This window comes from Winogradskyella psychrotolerans (genome assembly GCF_018860545.1).
Classification (GTDB): domain Bacteria; phylum Bacteroidota; class Bacteroidia; order Flavobacteriales; family Flavobacteriaceae; genus Winogradskyella; species Winogradskyella psychrotolerans_A.
This window is the reverse complement of the sequence record NZ_JAHKPN010000012.1, coordinates 126,426-142,112: the sequence shown is the minus strand read 5'-3', so window position 1 is coordinate 142,112 and position 15,687 is coordinate 126,426. Positions and strand designations below refer to the sequence as shown.

Annotated in this window: 10 protein-coding genes and 1 tRNA gene; 9 read left to right on the top strand and 2 right to left on the bottom strand. The window is 33.3% G+C overall.

What is annotated here, in order from left to right; translation table 11 throughout:
- Positions 1–86 precede the first annotated feature (86 nt).
- Both uvrC and KO515_RS07045 read left to right on the top strand, forming a co-directional pair.
- The gene (gene uvrC, locus KO515_RS07050) at positions 87–1,880 is read left to right on the top strand and encodes an excinuclease ABC subunit UvrC (protein WP_215935677.1); all 1,794 of its coding nucleotides are present in this window, start codon (positions 87–89) and stop codon (positions 1,878–1,880) included.
- A 23-nt stretch (positions 1,881–1,903) separates the two neighbouring features.
- Positions 1,904–4,141: a patatin-like phospholipase family protein gene (locus KO515_RS07045; RefSeq protein WP_215935676.1), complete on the top strand. Its 2,238-nt coding sequence runs from the start codon at positions 1,904–1,906 to the stop codon at positions 4,139–4,141.
- Between the two features lie 73 nt (positions 4,142–4,214).
- Here the strand turns inward: KO515_RS07045 and KO515_RS07040 are convergent, their stop codons facing one another.
- Positions 4,215–4,844 carry a 50S ribosomal protein L25/general stress protein Ctc gene (locus KO515_RS07040; protein WP_215935675.1) on the bottom strand — a complete coding sequence of 210 codons (630 nt, stop codon included), beginning with the start codon at positions 4,842–4,844 and terminating at the stop codon, positions 4,215–4,217.
- Positions 4,845–5,012: 168 nt separating this feature from the next.
- Positions 5,013–5,954 (bottom strand): ribose-phosphate pyrophosphokinase, encoded by a 942-nt coding sequence (locus tag KO515_RS07035; protein ID WP_215935674.1) that lies wholly within the window; start codon positions 5,952–5,954, stop codon positions 5,013–5,015.
- Between the two features lie 143 nt (positions 5,955–6,097).
- Between KO515_RS07035 and KO515_RS07030 the strand changes: the two genes are divergently transcribed.
- The 7 genes from KO515_RS07030 (at position 6,098) to KO515_RS07000 (ending at position 15,535) form a co-directional block, all read left to right on the top strand.
- A tRNA-Leu gene (locus tag KO515_RS07030) sits at positions 6,098–6,179 on the top strand.
- Positions 6,180–6,551: 372 nt separating this feature from the next.
- Positions 6,552–8,867 (top strand): chondroitinase-B domain-containing protein, encoded by a 2,316-nt coding sequence (locus KO515_RS07025; protein ID WP_215935673.1) that lies wholly within the window; start codon positions 6,552–6,554, stop codon positions 8,865–8,867.
- 81 nt (positions 8,868–8,948) lie between these two features.
- A complete protein-coding gene (locus KO515_RS07020) occupies positions 8,949–10,004 on the top strand; it encodes a polysaccharide lyase family 7 protein (protein ID WP_215935672.1) in 1,056 nt (351 codons plus the stop codon).
- Between the two features lie 172 nt (positions 10,005–10,176).
- Positions 10,177–11,274 (top strand): NRAMP family divalent metal transporter, encoded by a 1,098-nt coding sequence (locus KO515_RS07015; RefSeq protein ID WP_252723805.1) that lies wholly within the window; start codon positions 10,177–10,179, stop codon positions 11,272–11,274.
- Positions 11,275–11,342: 68 nt separating this feature from the next.
- A complete protein-coding gene (locus tag KO515_RS07010) occupies positions 11,343–12,437 on the top strand; it encodes a type I phosphomannose isomerase catalytic subunit (protein ID WP_215935670.1) in 1,095 nt (364 codons plus the stop codon).
- 421 nt (positions 12,438–12,858) lie between these two features.
- Positions 12,859–15,138, top strand: coding sequence for an alginate lyase family protein (locus KO515_RS07005; RefSeq protein ID WP_215935669.1), 2,280 nt, complete (start codon positions 12,859–12,861; stop codon positions 15,136–15,138).
- 19 nt (positions 15,139–15,157) lie between these two features.
- Positions 15,158–15,535, top strand: a complete 378-nt coding sequence (locus KO515_RS07000) for a cupin domain-containing protein (protein ID WP_178986130.1) — start codon at positions 15,158–15,160, stop codon at positions 15,533–15,535.
- The last annotated feature ends 152 nt before the right edge of the window (positions 15,536–15,687 follow it).

Here is a 15,687-nt window from a genome sequence, read left to right as displayed (position 1 = left end):
TTAAATATATAAAAAAGAGGCGCAAGGTAATGATAAAGTGTATTAAAAATACATGAATATTTTTATGAATTAGTACCTTTGGTTTAATGCCAGAATCTACTCTAGATATACAGATAAAAACGCTTCCTCATCAACCTGGTGTCTACCAGTATTTTGATGCAGACGAACGTTTAATCTACGTCGGAAAAGCTAAAGATATAAAAAAACGAGTGAGTAGTTATTTTACCAAGCATCACGACTATGGTAAAACACGCGTGCTAGTTAAAAATATAGCGTCGGTAAAACACATTGTTGTAGAAACCGAGAATGACGCCTTGTTGCTTGAGAATAATTTAATTAAAAAGTACAAACCTAAGTATAATGTATTATTAAAGGATGATAAATCGTACCCATGGATTTGTATAAAGAAGGAGCGTTTCCCTAGAGTATTTCCTACACGTCGTGTTATTAAAGATGGATCAGAATATTTTGGGCCTTATACGAGCATGAAAACCGTAAAAACGCTTTTAGGACTCATAAAAGGCTTGTACCAATTACGAACTTGTAATTATGATTTGTCAGAATCTAAAATTGAAGCTGGAAAATATAAAGTTTGTTTAGAATACCATTTAGGAAATTGTAAAGGGCCTTGTGAAGGTTATGAAACGGAAGAAGAATATCAAGCTAATATTATTGCTATTAGAGAAATTTTAAAAGGAAATTTTAAAGATTCCTTACAGCAGTTTAGAATACAAATGCGGCAACATGCAGAAGCCATGCAGTTTGAAGATGCTCAGAAAATAAAAGAAAAATTAGAGGTTTTAGAAAATTACCAAGCCAAATCAACTATTGTAAACCCTAAGATTAGTAACGTAGACGTATTTTCAATAATTAGTGACGAGTCTTATGCCTATGTTAATTTTTTACAGTTAAGTTATGGCTCTATTATCAGGTCTCATACCTTAGAATTAAAGAAAAAGCTAGAAGAAACAGATGTTCAGTTGTTAGAATTAGCCATTACAGAAATTCGGCAGCGTTTCAATTCAACTTCTAAAGAAATCTATGTGCCTTTTAAAGTGAATTTAGGAGATGAAATAAAAATAACAATTCCGAAACTTGGTGATAAAAAAAGTATCTTAGATTTATCTATTAGAAATGCGAAGTATTTTAGAATGGATAAGTTGAAACAAATTAAAATTGTGGATCCCGATCGCCATGCCAACAGAATAATGGCCCAGATGAAAGCCGATTTGCGCTTGTCTGAGGAACCTAGACATATTGAGTGTTTTGACAATTCTAATATTCAAGGTACCAATCCTGTTGCTGCTTGTGTGGTTTTTAAAAATGGAAAGCCAAGTAAAAAGGATTACCGCCATTTTAATATTAAAACCGTTGAAGGCCCAGATGATTTTGCTTCAATGGAAGAAGTAGTTTATAGGAGATACAAACGTTTGTTAGACGAAGATCAGCCGTTACCACAACTTATTATTATCGATGGAGGCAAAGGGCAATTGTCTTCCGCATTAAAAAGTTTAGATGTATTAGGGCTGCGACAAGAAATTGCAATTATTGGTATCGCTAAACGTTTAGAGGAATTATTCTATCCAGATGATCCAATTCCTTTATATTTAGATAAAAAAAGTGAAACTTTAAAAATTATACAACACTTAAGAAATGAAGCGCATCGCTTTGGAATAGAACATCATAGAAACCGAAGAAGTAAAGGGGCGCTGACCACGGAATTAGAAAATATTCCAGGAGTGGGAGAACAAACTATTATCGATTTAATGAAACAATTTAAAACGGTAAAACGTATCGCTAATGCTAAGTTAGATGAGCTTGAAGCTGTTGTTGGAGTTTCTAGGGCAAATAAAGTTTATAATTATTATCATAAAGAATAATTTAAAGGCCGACTAGGTTTATAATGACATTGAAAAACATCCTAATAATCGTATTTACCATGGCGCTTTGTTCTCTAGAAGCACAGGATACTATCGGACATACAGAGCCAAAAGTAGGTTTGGTGTTAAGTGGAGGTGGTGCTAAAGGTTTTGCTCATATCGGTGTACTAAAGGTTATTGATAGTTTAGAAATAAAAATAGATTACGTTGCTGGCACGAGCATGGGAGCTATTATTGGATCGTTATACGCTTCAGGGTATTCGGGGAAACAATTGGAGGCCATATTCCGAGAACAAGATTTTAATGTATTGATTAATGATGAGTTTTCAAGAGCTTCTAAATCATTTTATGAGCGCGAAAATACGCAGAAGTATGTCGTTAATTTACCCTTTGATAATTTTAAGATTTCGCTGCCATCAGCCTTATCACGTGGGCAAAATGTTTATAATTTACTGTATTATTTAATGCTTCCAGTAAATGATGTTAGAGATTTTAGTCAACTTCCAATTCCATTTTTCTGTATGGCGACCAATATAGAAACAGGAGAATCTTTGCTTATGGACAAGGGTAGATTAGCAGAGGCGGTGACCGCTAGTGGGGCATTACCGTCGTTATTTCAACCTGTAGCAATTGATGATGCTATTTTAATTGATGGAGGTGTAACTAATAATTTTCCAGTTGAAGAATTGCGAGCAAAAGGCATGGATATAATTATTGGTGTTGATGTTCAAGATGCGTTAAAAGATCGTGAATCTTTGAAATCTGCTCCTGATATTTTAATGCAGATTAATAATTTTCGGACTATAAACGCCATGAAAGATAAAGCGGAACTTACCGATATTTATATTAAACCAGATATTAGCGACTATTCAGTTATTTCGTTCGATGAAGGAAAAGATATTATTGAACATGGTGAAATTGCGGCGAGAACGCAATTGTCTGAACTAGAAGCTGTAAAAGTAAATCAACCGAATTATGAAGGCAGAGCAGAAGTCAAATTATTAGATAGCCTAAAAGTTCGTCATGTTAAGATAGATGGAAATGAACGTTACACAAGGGCTTTTATGATTGGAAAGCTAAAACTTAAAGGTGACGAAAAAATAAGTTATTCAGATTTTAAACAAGGTGTAAATAGCCTTATTGCAACTAATAATTTTGATGCTTTTAGATATTATTTAGAGCCGACAGACAAGGAAGCTGAATTTGATCTTATAGGGAATATAAAGGAATCTGAAACTTCGACATTTCTTAGATTAGGTATTCACTATGACCGACTCTATAAAAGTGCATTGCTCGCTAATCTTACTAAAAAGAAACTCTTATTTAGTAATGATATAGCCTCGTTAGATGTTATTTTAGGGGATAATCCTAGGTATAATTTTAATTATTTTATTGATAAAGGGTTTTATATCAGTTTAGGAATTAAATCGCGTTTCAATAAGTTTAACAAAAATGTAAATCCTAGATTAGCTTTAGAAGAAGATTCTCCTTTATTAATTGGTTTAAATAAAATTGATGCTAAAATTTCAGATTTCACAAATCAAGTTTATTTACAAACAATTTTTAGAAAGGACTTTTCTTTAAGGTTGGGATTTGAACACAAACGTTTAAAAGTAACATCAGAAACCATTATAGAGGAAGATGAAGAAAATAGAACTGTTTTTGAAAACACAGATTATTTTAGTGTCTTTGGAAATTTAAAATTTGATAATTACGATAATTTTTATTTTCCTAAAAGTGGATTCTATTTTAATGGAACGTTTCACTTGTATCTAGATGCTTCTGGCTTTAATACCGATTTTTTAAATTTTTCAATAGCTAAAGCAGATATTGGTCATGCGGTTAGTGTTAATGATAAGTTAGTCTTAAAAACAGAAGCTAGTGGAGGATTTAGGATTGGAGACGAAAATACATCTGCATTGGGGTTTGCTCTAGGTGGCTACGGAGTTAATTTTATAAATAACTTTTATTCGTTTTACGGTTACGATTACTTAGCTTTAACAGGTGATAGCTTTCTTAAGGCAACATTTACCTTAGACTATGAAGTTTATAAAAAGCATCATATTTTATTAGCTGCAAATTTTGCCAATATTGAGGATGGACTCTTTGAGTCAGGGGAGTTCTTTACAACGTCAAACTATAATGGTTATGCCTTAGGGTATTCTTTAGAAACGTTCTTAGGACCTTTAGAAGGTAAATACACCTATTCTCCAGATACGGGAAACAGCTATTGGTTTCTAAATCTCGGGTTTTGGTTTTAATGTATTAAAAAATAGAACAAAAAAAAGAGACTATCCTTTCAGATAGTCTCTTTTATATTTAAAATAGTTTTATCTATTCTTGTGCTGCTTCAGCTGCTGGTGCATCAGTTCCTTCTGCTCCTTCATCTTCATCTTCATCATCTGCATCAATTACAGCTAATCTACTACGTCTTACTTGACAAACAACAGTGTTATCTGGGTGTAAGAATTTGTAATCTTCATTTGCTAATTCAGTGATGTAGAATTTACTTCCGATTTTTAATGGAGTAATATCTATCTCAACAAAATCTGGTAATTTTGAAGGGATTGCTTTTACTCTAAGTTTACGGTAAGGCATTCTTAAGTTACCACCATTCATTACACCTCTAGAAGAACCTACTGTTTGAACAGGAATTTCCATAGTAATTTCTTTGTCCTCGAAAATTTGGTAGAAATCGATGTGTGTAATTCTGTCGGTTACTGGGTGAAATTGAATGTCTTGCATTACTGCATTGTATTCTTCACCATTATCTAAGACAATCACAACTGTATGTGCGCTAGCAGTATATACAAGTTTTGAGAAAGCTAATTCTGGTGCTGAGAAATGGAATGCTTTGTCTCCTCCGTACATAACGCAAGGAACCTGACCAGCATTACGTAAGGCTTTAGTAGCTTTTTTGCCTACGCTTTCTCTTTGAGATCCGTTAATTGTAATTGATTTCATTTTTGAAATGTTTGTTATTAAATTTTTAATTCCCTCATTTTGAGGGCTGCAAATTTAGAAATTTTATATGAGAATACTAGTATTAGAGGACTATTTTTTAAAACACCCGTTTTTATTAGGGTGTAGCCCTTAAATCAATCTTAAAAAATCAAATAGTACGAGGTTAAATTACATTACAAATTTATTACTAATAGACGCGTTGTGATGTACATTGTACATAACTTCTGCAAATAAATCAGAACAACTTAAGACTCTTATTTTTTTACTTTCTTGTTTTAAAGGAATAGAATTGGTTACAATTAATTCTTCAAGTTTAGAATTTTCTAGCTTTTCGTAAGCATTTCCAGATAAAATAGGATGCGTACAAATGGCTCTTACACTTAATGCTCCACGTTCCATCATTAAGTCTGCAGCTTTAGTTAGTGTACCAGCGGTATCTACCATATCATCTACTAAAACAACATTTTTACCAGTAACGTCCCCAATTAATTCCATATGTGAGATCACATTAGCTTTAGCGCGTTGTTTGTAACAGATTACAACATCACTTTTTAAAGCTTTAGAATAAGCATAAGCACGTTTAGAACCTCCCATATCAGGAGACGCTATAGTTAGGTTATCTAAGTTTAAGCTTTTTAAGTAGGGTAAAAATATAGTTGAAGCAAATAGATGATCTACAGGTTTCTCAAAGAACCCTTGAATTTGATCGGCATGTAAATCCATAGTAATAATCCGTGTTGCTCCGGCAGCTTCTAGCATTTTTGCTACCAATTTTGCAGCAATAGGAACTCTAGGTTTGTCTTTTCTATCTTGTCGTGCCCAACCAAAATAGGGCATAACAGCCGTAATATGTCTTGCCGATGCACGTTTTGCTGCATCTATCATTAATAACATTTCCATCAAATTTTTTGGGCCAGGATGTGTTGATCCGATGATAAAAATTCGTTTACCCCTAATAGATTCTTCGTATGATGGCTGAAATTCTCCATCGCTATAAGTAGATGTAATTACTTTACCTAGTTTAACTCCGTAAGTGGCTGCTATTTTTTCTGCAAGGTAGGTGCTTTGTGAACAGGCGAAAATTTTGGCTTCAGGCATTTCGTATGGCATTTGATATCAGTTGTTTAGTTAGTGTGGTGATAGTATTTTTATGCACTTCAAATTTAGAAAATTATTTTACTACAAAAAGGATAAAACCTACTAATTTTAATAGTTTGACAGAAATATTTTTTATATTTTTGCAATCCGAAATCGCTCAAGTGGTGGAATTGGTAGACACGTTGGATTCAAAATCCAATGTCGCAAGACGTGCGGGTTCGATTCCCGCCTTGAGTACTGAGTAAAGCTGTGATAATCTATTAAATAGGTTTTTGCAGCTTTTTTTATGTTTATTTGGGCACTTGAGTAGAGTTTAAATAAGGATAACAAGATTAATAATGGCTAATTCTAGTTCAATAGCTCAACCCTCTCTTTTTTTTGATTTCGGTATATGCCTCATGATAGTTTCTAGGTAGACCTGCGTGTAACACCTATTTTATTTTATATATTAACCTTATTATATATAGAATTAACCCAATTACGTTTCGTAGTCTGAAAAATTATATTATTTTTGGTTAACCAGATTGGTTAACCAGTTAAGGATTTTGCTTTTTTTAAGTGAAATATTCAGAACTTAAAATTACGTTTTAAATTTAAAAGTATCAATAAATGAAAAAATATCTATTAGTTTTTGCCGTCGTATTTTCGTTGATTTCATGTGGCGAAAAATCAGCGGTGAAGTCAGGATCAAGTCAGATGATTTCTAATGCAACAGCATTAGAAGACGCAATTAAAAATGCACAACCTGGAGATGATATTGTTCTAAAGAACGGAACTTATAAAGATTTGCAAATTAAGTTTGTTGGTGAAGGAACGGAAGAAAACCCTATCACCTTAAGAGCTGAAACACCCGGAGAAGTCTTTATTGAAGGTATTTCTAATTTAGAGATTTCTGGAAAATATTTAATCGTTTCAGGTTTATATTTTAGAAATGGTTATACGCCTACGGGAGATGTCATAGCATTTAGAACAAGTAAAGAAAAAGTTGCCAACTATTGTAAGGTCACTAATTGTGTGATTCTAGATTACAACCAGCAAGAACGCGATAAAGATGATCATTGGGTTCAGCTTTTTGGGAAACATAATGAATTTAGTAATTCTTACTTAGCAGGTAAAACCAATGGTGGGCCAACACTTAGGGTAGATATAAGAGGAAATCAAAGTATTAGAAATTTTCACAAAATTATTAATAATCATTTTGGGCCAAGACCAAGAAAAGGAGGTGCAAGAGGTGAAACCATTCAATTAGGTGGTAGTTTTTCATCGATGTCTCCTGGTAATAGCTTTATAGCAAATAACCTGTTTGAGGAATGTAATGGTGAAGTAGAGATCATATCAAGCAAAACGAACTATAATGTCATTAAAAATAATGTCTTTTATAAAAGTGAAGGTTCAGTAGTTACAAGACATGGAAACTATAGTGTTGTGGATGGCAACTACTTTATTGGAGATGGTGTAAGTAAACAATATGGAGGTATTAGAATTGTAAATACAGGGCACTGGGTTGTAAATAATCTGTTTTACAATTTAAAAGGTGAGAATTTTAGAAGTCCATTAGCGATTATGAACGGAATTCCTAAATCTCCTCTAAACAGATATAACCAAGTTACAGATGTTGTAGTCGCATACAATACCTATGTAGATTCTAACTCACCATGGCAATTTGGTGTCGGTACAAATATTGATCAAAAAGGTGTGTTGCCAGATTCAGAAATTAGATCTGCAAGACCATTGAGAACCGAAGTAGTAAATAATGTTATTTATAATTCTGTTGGTGATCCCAATCCAATTATTGAACACGATAAAGCTGATGGAGTAACGTTTGCTAGTAATGTTATTGATAATAACGGTGTAGAATTTACAAGTAGGGAAGGACTAACACCTAAAGAATTAACATTAACCGATATAGGATCAGATATCGCTGTGCCAATCTCAGGGTTTGATGATGTTGAGATTTATAGCGGATTTGATTTTGAGAGCATTACCGAAGATATATTAGGGAATTCTAGAAGCAAGTCTAACCAAATAGGGGCAATTTTAAATTCTGGAACTGTTACGTTAGATATATTAGATAAAACGAAGTATGGAGCTGATTGGTATTCTAATGACGTTGAGCCTAAAGAAGCAAAAACACATATGGTATCCAATGCTGCGGAATTAACAGCTAAACTACAAGTCGCTGAAAGTGGAGATGTTTTACAATTGAATGATGGTGTTTTCCAAATTTCAGAATCATTGGTTATTAATAAATCCATTACGATTCAATCTAACGGAAATTCAGAAATTTTGTATAATGGAGCTGCTGAAACAACTGCCTTGGAATTGCATCCTTATGGAAAACTGACTTTGAAAAATATTAAATTACAAGGCACCAATTCTCAATATGCTTTTGCAAGTTTAAAAGAGCATATGTCTAACCATTTTGGATTAGACGTTATAGATTCTGACATCAGTAATTTTAACTATGCTCTAAAAGTCTACAAACAATCATTTTCTGAAGAAATTACGTTTAAAAACACATCAATATCTAATTGTGAAAACGGAATAGAGCTTTCTGAAGAAATAAATGACAGAGGAGATTATAACACTGAATATTTAACTATAGACAACTGTCAATTCACTAACGTACAACAAAATGTCATAGATTATTACAGAGGTGGCTATGATGAATCTACTATCGGTGGAAACTTATTGGTAACTAATTCTACTTTTACTAACTGTGGAGCTAAAGAGAAAAACAAGCGACTTTTAAATCACAATGGTATTGTCAATGTGAATATTACCAATAATACGTTTAAAAATAATCCAGTTCAGTTTGTTTCAATTTTATGGGGAGCTAAAAATAACGTGGCATCAGAAAACACTTTAGTTAATTCGGGTCAGATTAAGACGGAAGAAAACTTAGTCATGACATTAATGTATTAAAGTTGTTTCTACTACTTGTACTGAATATGTTTCAGTACGGCAGGAATTTCAAGATTTGTACGCAGATATAAAATATAAATAATGAAGAAGTTTGCACTCACATTAATATCATTTTTAGTCATAGTAGCTTGTAAAAACAATGCAGAAACACCTTCTGAACCTGTTGAAGGCGTAGTTTCAGTAAATGAAAAAACAGCAAAATACCCAAGCGATGTTATTCCGTTTATGGATGATTGGAAAATTCTTTTAGGAGACGGCACAAGTATAAAAGAGCTCGTCAATTACGAGAAGGAAAATTTTTTCTATGTTGAAACTGAAAATGATACGGATTGGATAGTGTATAAAACACCAAACTCTGGAATTACGTCGCGTACATCTAGCAATACAAGAACAGAATTAGGTCAAAAAAAGAACTGGACACCAAAGGTTGGAGGGAAATTAACAGGGACTTTAAAAGTGCAACATGTGTCTACGTCTGGTGACGCAAGAGTGGCTGCTTCGTATTCTGTGGTCGTAGGACAAATTCATAGTGATGATGGTCATGAAAATGAACCACTAAAAATCTTTTATAAAAAATACCCAGGACACACAAAAGGCTCTGTTTTTTGGAATTATGAAATTAATACAGCAGGTGATAATTCCGGAAGATGGGATTACTCCAATGCGGTTTGGGGAGATAATTTTGCTGTTATTGGTACAGGTCCCAATACTTATCCAGAAGAACCTAAGGATGGTATAGCATTAGGTGAAGAATTCAGTTATGAGGTTAATGTTTATAAAGGCATCATGTACCTTAAGTTTACAAGTGATGGTCACGACACAAGAACGTTTACCAAAAACTTATTGAAATCAGATTTTGCAACAAAAGAAGACATTCCGCAACAAATCAGAACGTTGTACGCAGCTATTGGTCGCGATGGAATTGAGCGTGAAAATGCGTATGCTGGTGAAAAACAATATTTTAAACAAGGTGCATACAATCAAACCAATGGAAAGAAACCGGAAGATAATATCGTTTGGAATACTGGTGCCGAAATCTACGAAGGTGATATAGCTAAGCAATATGCTAACGGAAGCTATGCTGAAGTTTGGTTTAAACGAGGAACTTTAGAAGAAGCAACACCTCCAATTGAATAAATTAAAACGCTAATAATTATGGCAAAGAATCTTTCTTTTTTAGATAAAATAAAAAAAAAAGCTTAAAGATTTTGGGCCAGCTTTTTTCATTATAGGCTATGTCGTTGGAACCGGAAGCGTAACCTCTATGGTTGTTTCTGGTGCTAAGTTTGGGTTAAGTTTAGCTTGGGCGTTGTTGTTATCTTGTTTTTTTACGTATTTCCTGCTCATCTCTATAAGTAAATTAACAATTGTTTCGGGACATACCTTAATGTTCAATTTTAAAAAGGCATTCGGAAAACCAATCACTATTTTTATTATTACAGCACTAGGTATTTCTATTGTGTCTTCGGTTATAGGAGTGATGGGCGTAGTAGCTGAAGTTACTATGGAATGGATTTCTGTAAAAACCTCTATTTCATTTTTAAACAAACCTGTAATTGCTGTTTTCTTTACGGCATTATTAATTGCTCTTTTTTGGACAGGTAAACATGGGAATTTTATTAAAGCAATGAGTATTATGGTTGGCTTAATGGCCCTTGCATTTCTTTTTACGAGTATTATGGTCTTAAAAGAATCTGGAAAATCAATACTAGATTTTTTTCCAGAACTACCTAAGGGAGATCATACCGGTTTAATAATTGCTGGAATAGTTGGGACAACAATGGCTGGAGTAGCATTAGCTTCACGAAGTATTTTGGTTCAAGAAGAGAATTGGGGAATTAATGATTTAAAAAAAGAGAATAAAGATGCAAAGTCTGCTATGGTTCTGACGTTTTTAATTAGTCTAGCTATAATGATTAGTGCGACTGGCACACTTTATTTTAGCAGTACCAAGGTAGATGACGCTACGGATATGATGAGTGCATTGGGGCCTTGGGCGGGAGATTTTGCTTTAACCTTATTTACATTGGGAATTATTGGAGCAGGATTATCTTCCATTTTTCCAAATCTTTTATTATTTCCGTGGTTAATAGCGGATTACTCAGGCAAACCTCGTGACATGAAAAAACCATTATTTAAGCTCATTGTGGTTTTAGTGGCATTATCGGGTTTAATTATTCCCGTTTTAGGAGGAAAACCAGTTTGGATTTTAATTGCTTCTCAAGCGTTTAGTCCATTCGTAATGCCCTTAATAACCTTATTTCTTATTATATTATTAAACAAATCAGAACTTATGAAAACCTATAAAACCAGTCTGTGGATGAATATTGCATTAGGCGCAACGTTTGTTTTCAATTGCTTTATGTTATATATTTCAATTACAGGTTTCACTGAGTTTTTTAAATAAATTGATATAAAGCGTTATTGTATTTTGATTAATATTACACCCTAAACCTATTAACTATTTTTAAGATTATGAACAAACATTTACAAGCATATGCACATATCCCTTTAAGGCAACTTTCAAATAGAGTATGGAGAACGTATGAAGGAGGTGCTTTAATTGATAGATGGAAAAAGTCAGATCTAGAAGTAGATGGTCAAATGCCAGAACAGTGGATAATGTCTACAATAACGGCACGTGGCAATGGCAGGCCTGAAAATGAAGGGCTTTCGGTAATAGAGACTAATGACGGAAATTTTCCCTTAAAAGAATTAATTAATTCTGATCCGGAATTGTATTTAGGGAAAGAACTCGCGCAAAAATATGGAACAACGGGAGTTCTTATTAAGATGCTCGATTCCATGGAGCGTTTAACCATTCAAGTACATCCAGATAAAAAATACGCTAAATCAATATTGAATTCTGAATTTGGTAAAACCGAATCTTGGTATGTTTTAAATACACGTGAAATTGATGGCGAAAAACCTGTGGTTTATATGGGGTTTAAAGAGCACGTGACCAAAGATATTTGGAAATCGCACTTTGAAACTCAAAACATTGAGGGCATGCTAGATTGCTTGCATAAAATTGAAGTAAAAGCTGGTGATGCCTTTATGATTTATGGAGGAGTGCCACATGCCATAGGTGCTGGTTGTTTTTTAATGGAAGTTCAAGAGCCTACGGATTATACGATGCGCGTAGAAAAAACAACACCTGCAGGTTTAAAAATTGGACCAGAATTAATTCATCAAGGAGTTGGAGAGGATGTCATGTTAGACTGTTTCCATTATGATACCTATGCTTTAGAAGACGCTTTAGACGCATGGAAAATAACTCCAGAAGTATTAGACAGTTCTGATGCGTTCACTTTAAAAACACTTTTCAATAAAAAGCATACAGATTGTTTTGGTTTAAATGAATTAAGCTTAGATGGAAATTTTACTATAAAAGGAAACGCTTGTTTTTATGTTGCTGTTATTTATTCTGGTGAGGGAGTTATAACCTGTAATGGCGTTGATTATGAATATACCCAAGGTGATGAACTATTTATTTCGGCAGCCATTCCAGAAATCACGTTTCAATCTAAAATGGCTTCTAAAATTTTGCTTTGTTATCCTCCGAGCTAATTAAAAGTTGTATGTTTCAGCTTACTTTTTTCTTGTTAAAACGCGCTAGTTTTTGCAAGTAAATTACCTCTTTTCTATATTAAATTCACTATTTTTTCATGTTTATGCTTTGATGGCATAGGTAATAAGTATATATTTGGTAAACCAATCTGGTAAACCAATTTTAATAATATGAGAAACGATGTGATTTTTAGTTGCTTATCAGTCATTAATTTAGTGCTTATTACAGTTGCTTTTAGAGTTACTGAACTTAGTATTTTGTTGATAGAAAACAAATCAGAAAGTAATTAAACGGTTGAAAAATCAAAATACCATTAACGAAATTCAGTGCGTCAATAGTGATTTGAAACTTCCGGAATTAGTTCTTAAAAAAAATAGGAACGGTGAGCAGTAATATTGGAACAATTTTTAAAACATAACTATGAAATTAATTAAAAACTTCATAATTAAATTTGCTTTAGTCGCAATTGTAGTCAGTGCGTTTTCATGTAAGAAAGAAAACGCATTTGATACAAATAATGGCAATGAAACAACTGCAAATGAAGCGCATCCCAAATTAATTCTCACAGCACAAGGGGTAAAAGATATTAGAGCCCAACTAGGTAACATACCAATTTTTGATAATACTTTAGAAAAAGTAAAAGAAGAAGTTGATGCCGAAATTGCTTTAGGTATCGAAGTTCCAATTCCGCTAGATTATTCTGGTGGTTATACGCATTCTAGACACAAACAAAATTGGTTTGTAATGCAAAAAGCGGGTGTGTTGTATCAAATATTAGATGATGAAAAATACGCCAAGTATGTAAAAGATATGCTTATGCAATATGAAGAAATGTATAAAACATTGCCTTTGCATCCTAAAACCAGGTCTTATGCTAGAGGAAAATTATTTTGGCAATGTTTAAATGATTCAAATTGGTTAGTATATGTAAGTCAAGCTTATGATTGTATTTATAATTATTTAACGGAAGAAGAACGCAACAAACTAGAAACAAACCTATTTAGACCATTTGCAGATCATATCTCGGTAGATAGTCCGCAGTTTTATCAACGTGTTCACAATCACAGTACTTGGGGAAATGCAGCAGTGGGTATGATTGGTTTAGTAATGGATGACCAAGAACTAATAGACCGTGCTTTGTATGGTACTAAAGGTGTAAACTTAGATAAAAACGCTAAAGATGACGATGGTGGGTTTTTAAATAAAGATGGTAAAGCTGGTTTTTTAGCGAACATAGAAGAGCCTTTTTCACCTGATGGATATTATAATGAAGGGCCTTATTATCAGCGTTATGCGATGTATCCTTTTTTAATATTTGCAGAAGGTTTACACAATGTAAAACCGGAGTTAAAGATTTTTGATTACAAAGAAGGAGTGCTATTAAAATCTATTAATGCCCTTTTAAATTTATCTGATGCTGATGGTGACTTTTTCCCACTCAATGATGGGCAAAAAGGCATGTCATATTATACGAATGCTTTAGTAACAGCAGTTGATATTTCTTATCATTATGGAGGTCAAGACCCAGGATTGTTATCTATTGCAAAGCTACAAGATAAAGTTCTGTTAGATGATTCTGGTTTAGCTGTAGCTCTTGGAATTAAAAATGGTGAAGAAAAACCTTTTAATAAAAAATCTATTAATTTGTCTGATGGGCCGGATGGAACACAAGGAGGAGTAGGGATCTTAAGAAGTGAAGATTTAGAACTCGTTTTTAAGTACGCAGCTCAAGGATCTAGCCATGGACATTACGATAAATTGTCCTATTCTTTGTATGATAATGGAGAAGAAATTATTCAAGATTATGGATTAGCACGTTTTGTAAATATTGAGCAAAAAGGTGGTGGAAATTATTTAAAAGAAAATAATTCTTGGGCAAAACAAACAATTGCGCATAACACGGTAACTCAAAATGAAACGTCTCATTTTGGAGGTAAATATGAGATTGGAAGTTTGCACCATTCAGATTTAAATTATTTTTCTTCAGAGCATGAAAATATACAAGTTGCAAGCGCCATTGAAAAAAATGCCTATCCTGGAACCGAAATGCTTCGTACAATGGCCATCATTAAAGATGAAGATTTTGAAAAACCATATATGCTAGATATTATGAAGATTACTTCCAATAAAGCAAATCAATATGATTTTCCATATTACTTTATGGGTCAAGTTTTGCAAACAAATTTTGACTACAACACGCCTGAAACATTAAAAGTGTTGGGTAATAAAAATGGATACCAGCATCTATATGTAGAAGCTACTGGTAAAGCAGCTAGTGAGAACTCTAAGTTGTCATGGTTAAATAAAGGTAAGTTTTACTCTCTAACGACGGTTACAAATACCAATGATGATTTATTATTTACTAGAATTGGCGCCAACGACCCGGATTTTAACTTACGACGCGAAGCTGCTTTATTATTGAGGCGTAAAAATGTTACTAACACAACTTTTGTATCTACAATAGAAGCACATGGCAGTTACAGTCCTGTTACAGAATCTGCTTTTAATTCTAATAGTAGTATTGTGGATTTAAAAGTGGTTTTAGATACAGAAAATTATACAGCGGTTTTAATTACCAATGTTAACGGTAATACAAAACTATTTATTACGGTAAATGCAAACGCTTCAAAAGAATCAAAACACTCATTAAATATAAATGATAATAATTACCAATGGACTGGTTCTTATTATTTTAAATAACCAATTAAAATTAAAAATTATGAAAAGATTTAGCGAAAAGTATATCATCACAAAGGATATGGAATGGGAAGTTCTTGGAGGTGGAGTGTCCAGAAAATTCCTAGGCTACGATAACCAAATTATGATGGTAAGAGTAAAATTTGAAGAAGGTGCATTGGGCTCACCACATCAACATTTTCATACGCAAGCAACCTTTTGTGTTTCAGGAAAGTTTGAATTCGAAATAGATGGCGTTAAGCAAATCGTAGAGGCAGGTGATGGCGTATATATCGAGCCAAATTTATTGCATAGCGCAGTTTGTTTAGAAGCCGGTGAGTTAATTGATACATTTAGTCCAGTAAGAGAAGATTTTCTAACTGGAGGCGGAGTCTCTTATTTTGGAGATAAAGAAGCATAACTAACACATTTACTACGCTATTCCTTGCTGAGGTATAGCGTAGTATCACAATTCTTTACTCTAAGTTTATGCTTACGCTTTTAACATAAAGAGCGTCTCTTTTAACATATATAACTTCGAAAACGTTGTAATTAACAAAATTTTACATATAT

What these genes read in the sequence shown, in the direction of transcription:
- uvrC (WP_215935677.1), top strand. Translation starts at nt 87, where the DNA reads ATGCCAGAATCTACTCTAGATATACAGATAAAAACGCTTCCTCATCAA.
- KO515_RS07045 (WP_215935676.1), top strand. Translation starts at nt 1,904, where the DNA reads ATGACATTGAAAAACATCCTAATAATCGTATTTACCATGGCGCTTTGT.
- KO515_RS07040 (WP_215935675.1), bottom strand. Translation starts at nt 4,844, where the DNA reads ATGAAATCAATTACAATTAACGGATCTCAAAGAGAAAGCGTAGGCAAA.
- KO515_RS07035 (WP_215935674.1), bottom strand. Translation starts at nt 5,954, where the DNA reads ATGCCATACGAAATGCCTGAAGCCAAAATTTTCGCCTGTTCACAAAGC.
- KO515_RS07025 (WP_215935673.1), top strand. Translation starts at nt 6,552, where the DNA reads ATGAAAAAATATCTATTAGTTTTTGCCGTCGTATTTTCGTTGATTTCA.
- KO515_RS07020 (WP_215935672.1), top strand. Translation starts at nt 8,949, where the DNA reads ATGAAGAAGTTTGCACTCACATTAATATCATTTTTAGTCATAGTAGCT.
- KO515_RS07010 (WP_215935670.1), top strand. Translation starts at nt 11,343, where the DNA reads ATGAACAAACATTTACAAGCATATGCACATATCCCTTTAAGGCAACTT.
- KO515_RS07005 (WP_215935669.1), top strand. Translation starts at nt 12,859, where the DNA reads ATGAAATTAATTAAAAACTTCATAATTAAATTTGCTTTAGTCGCAATT.
- KO515_RS07000 (WP_178986130.1), top strand. Translation starts at nt 15,158, where the DNA reads ATGAAAAGATTTAGCGAAAAGTATATCATCACAAAGGATATGGAATGG.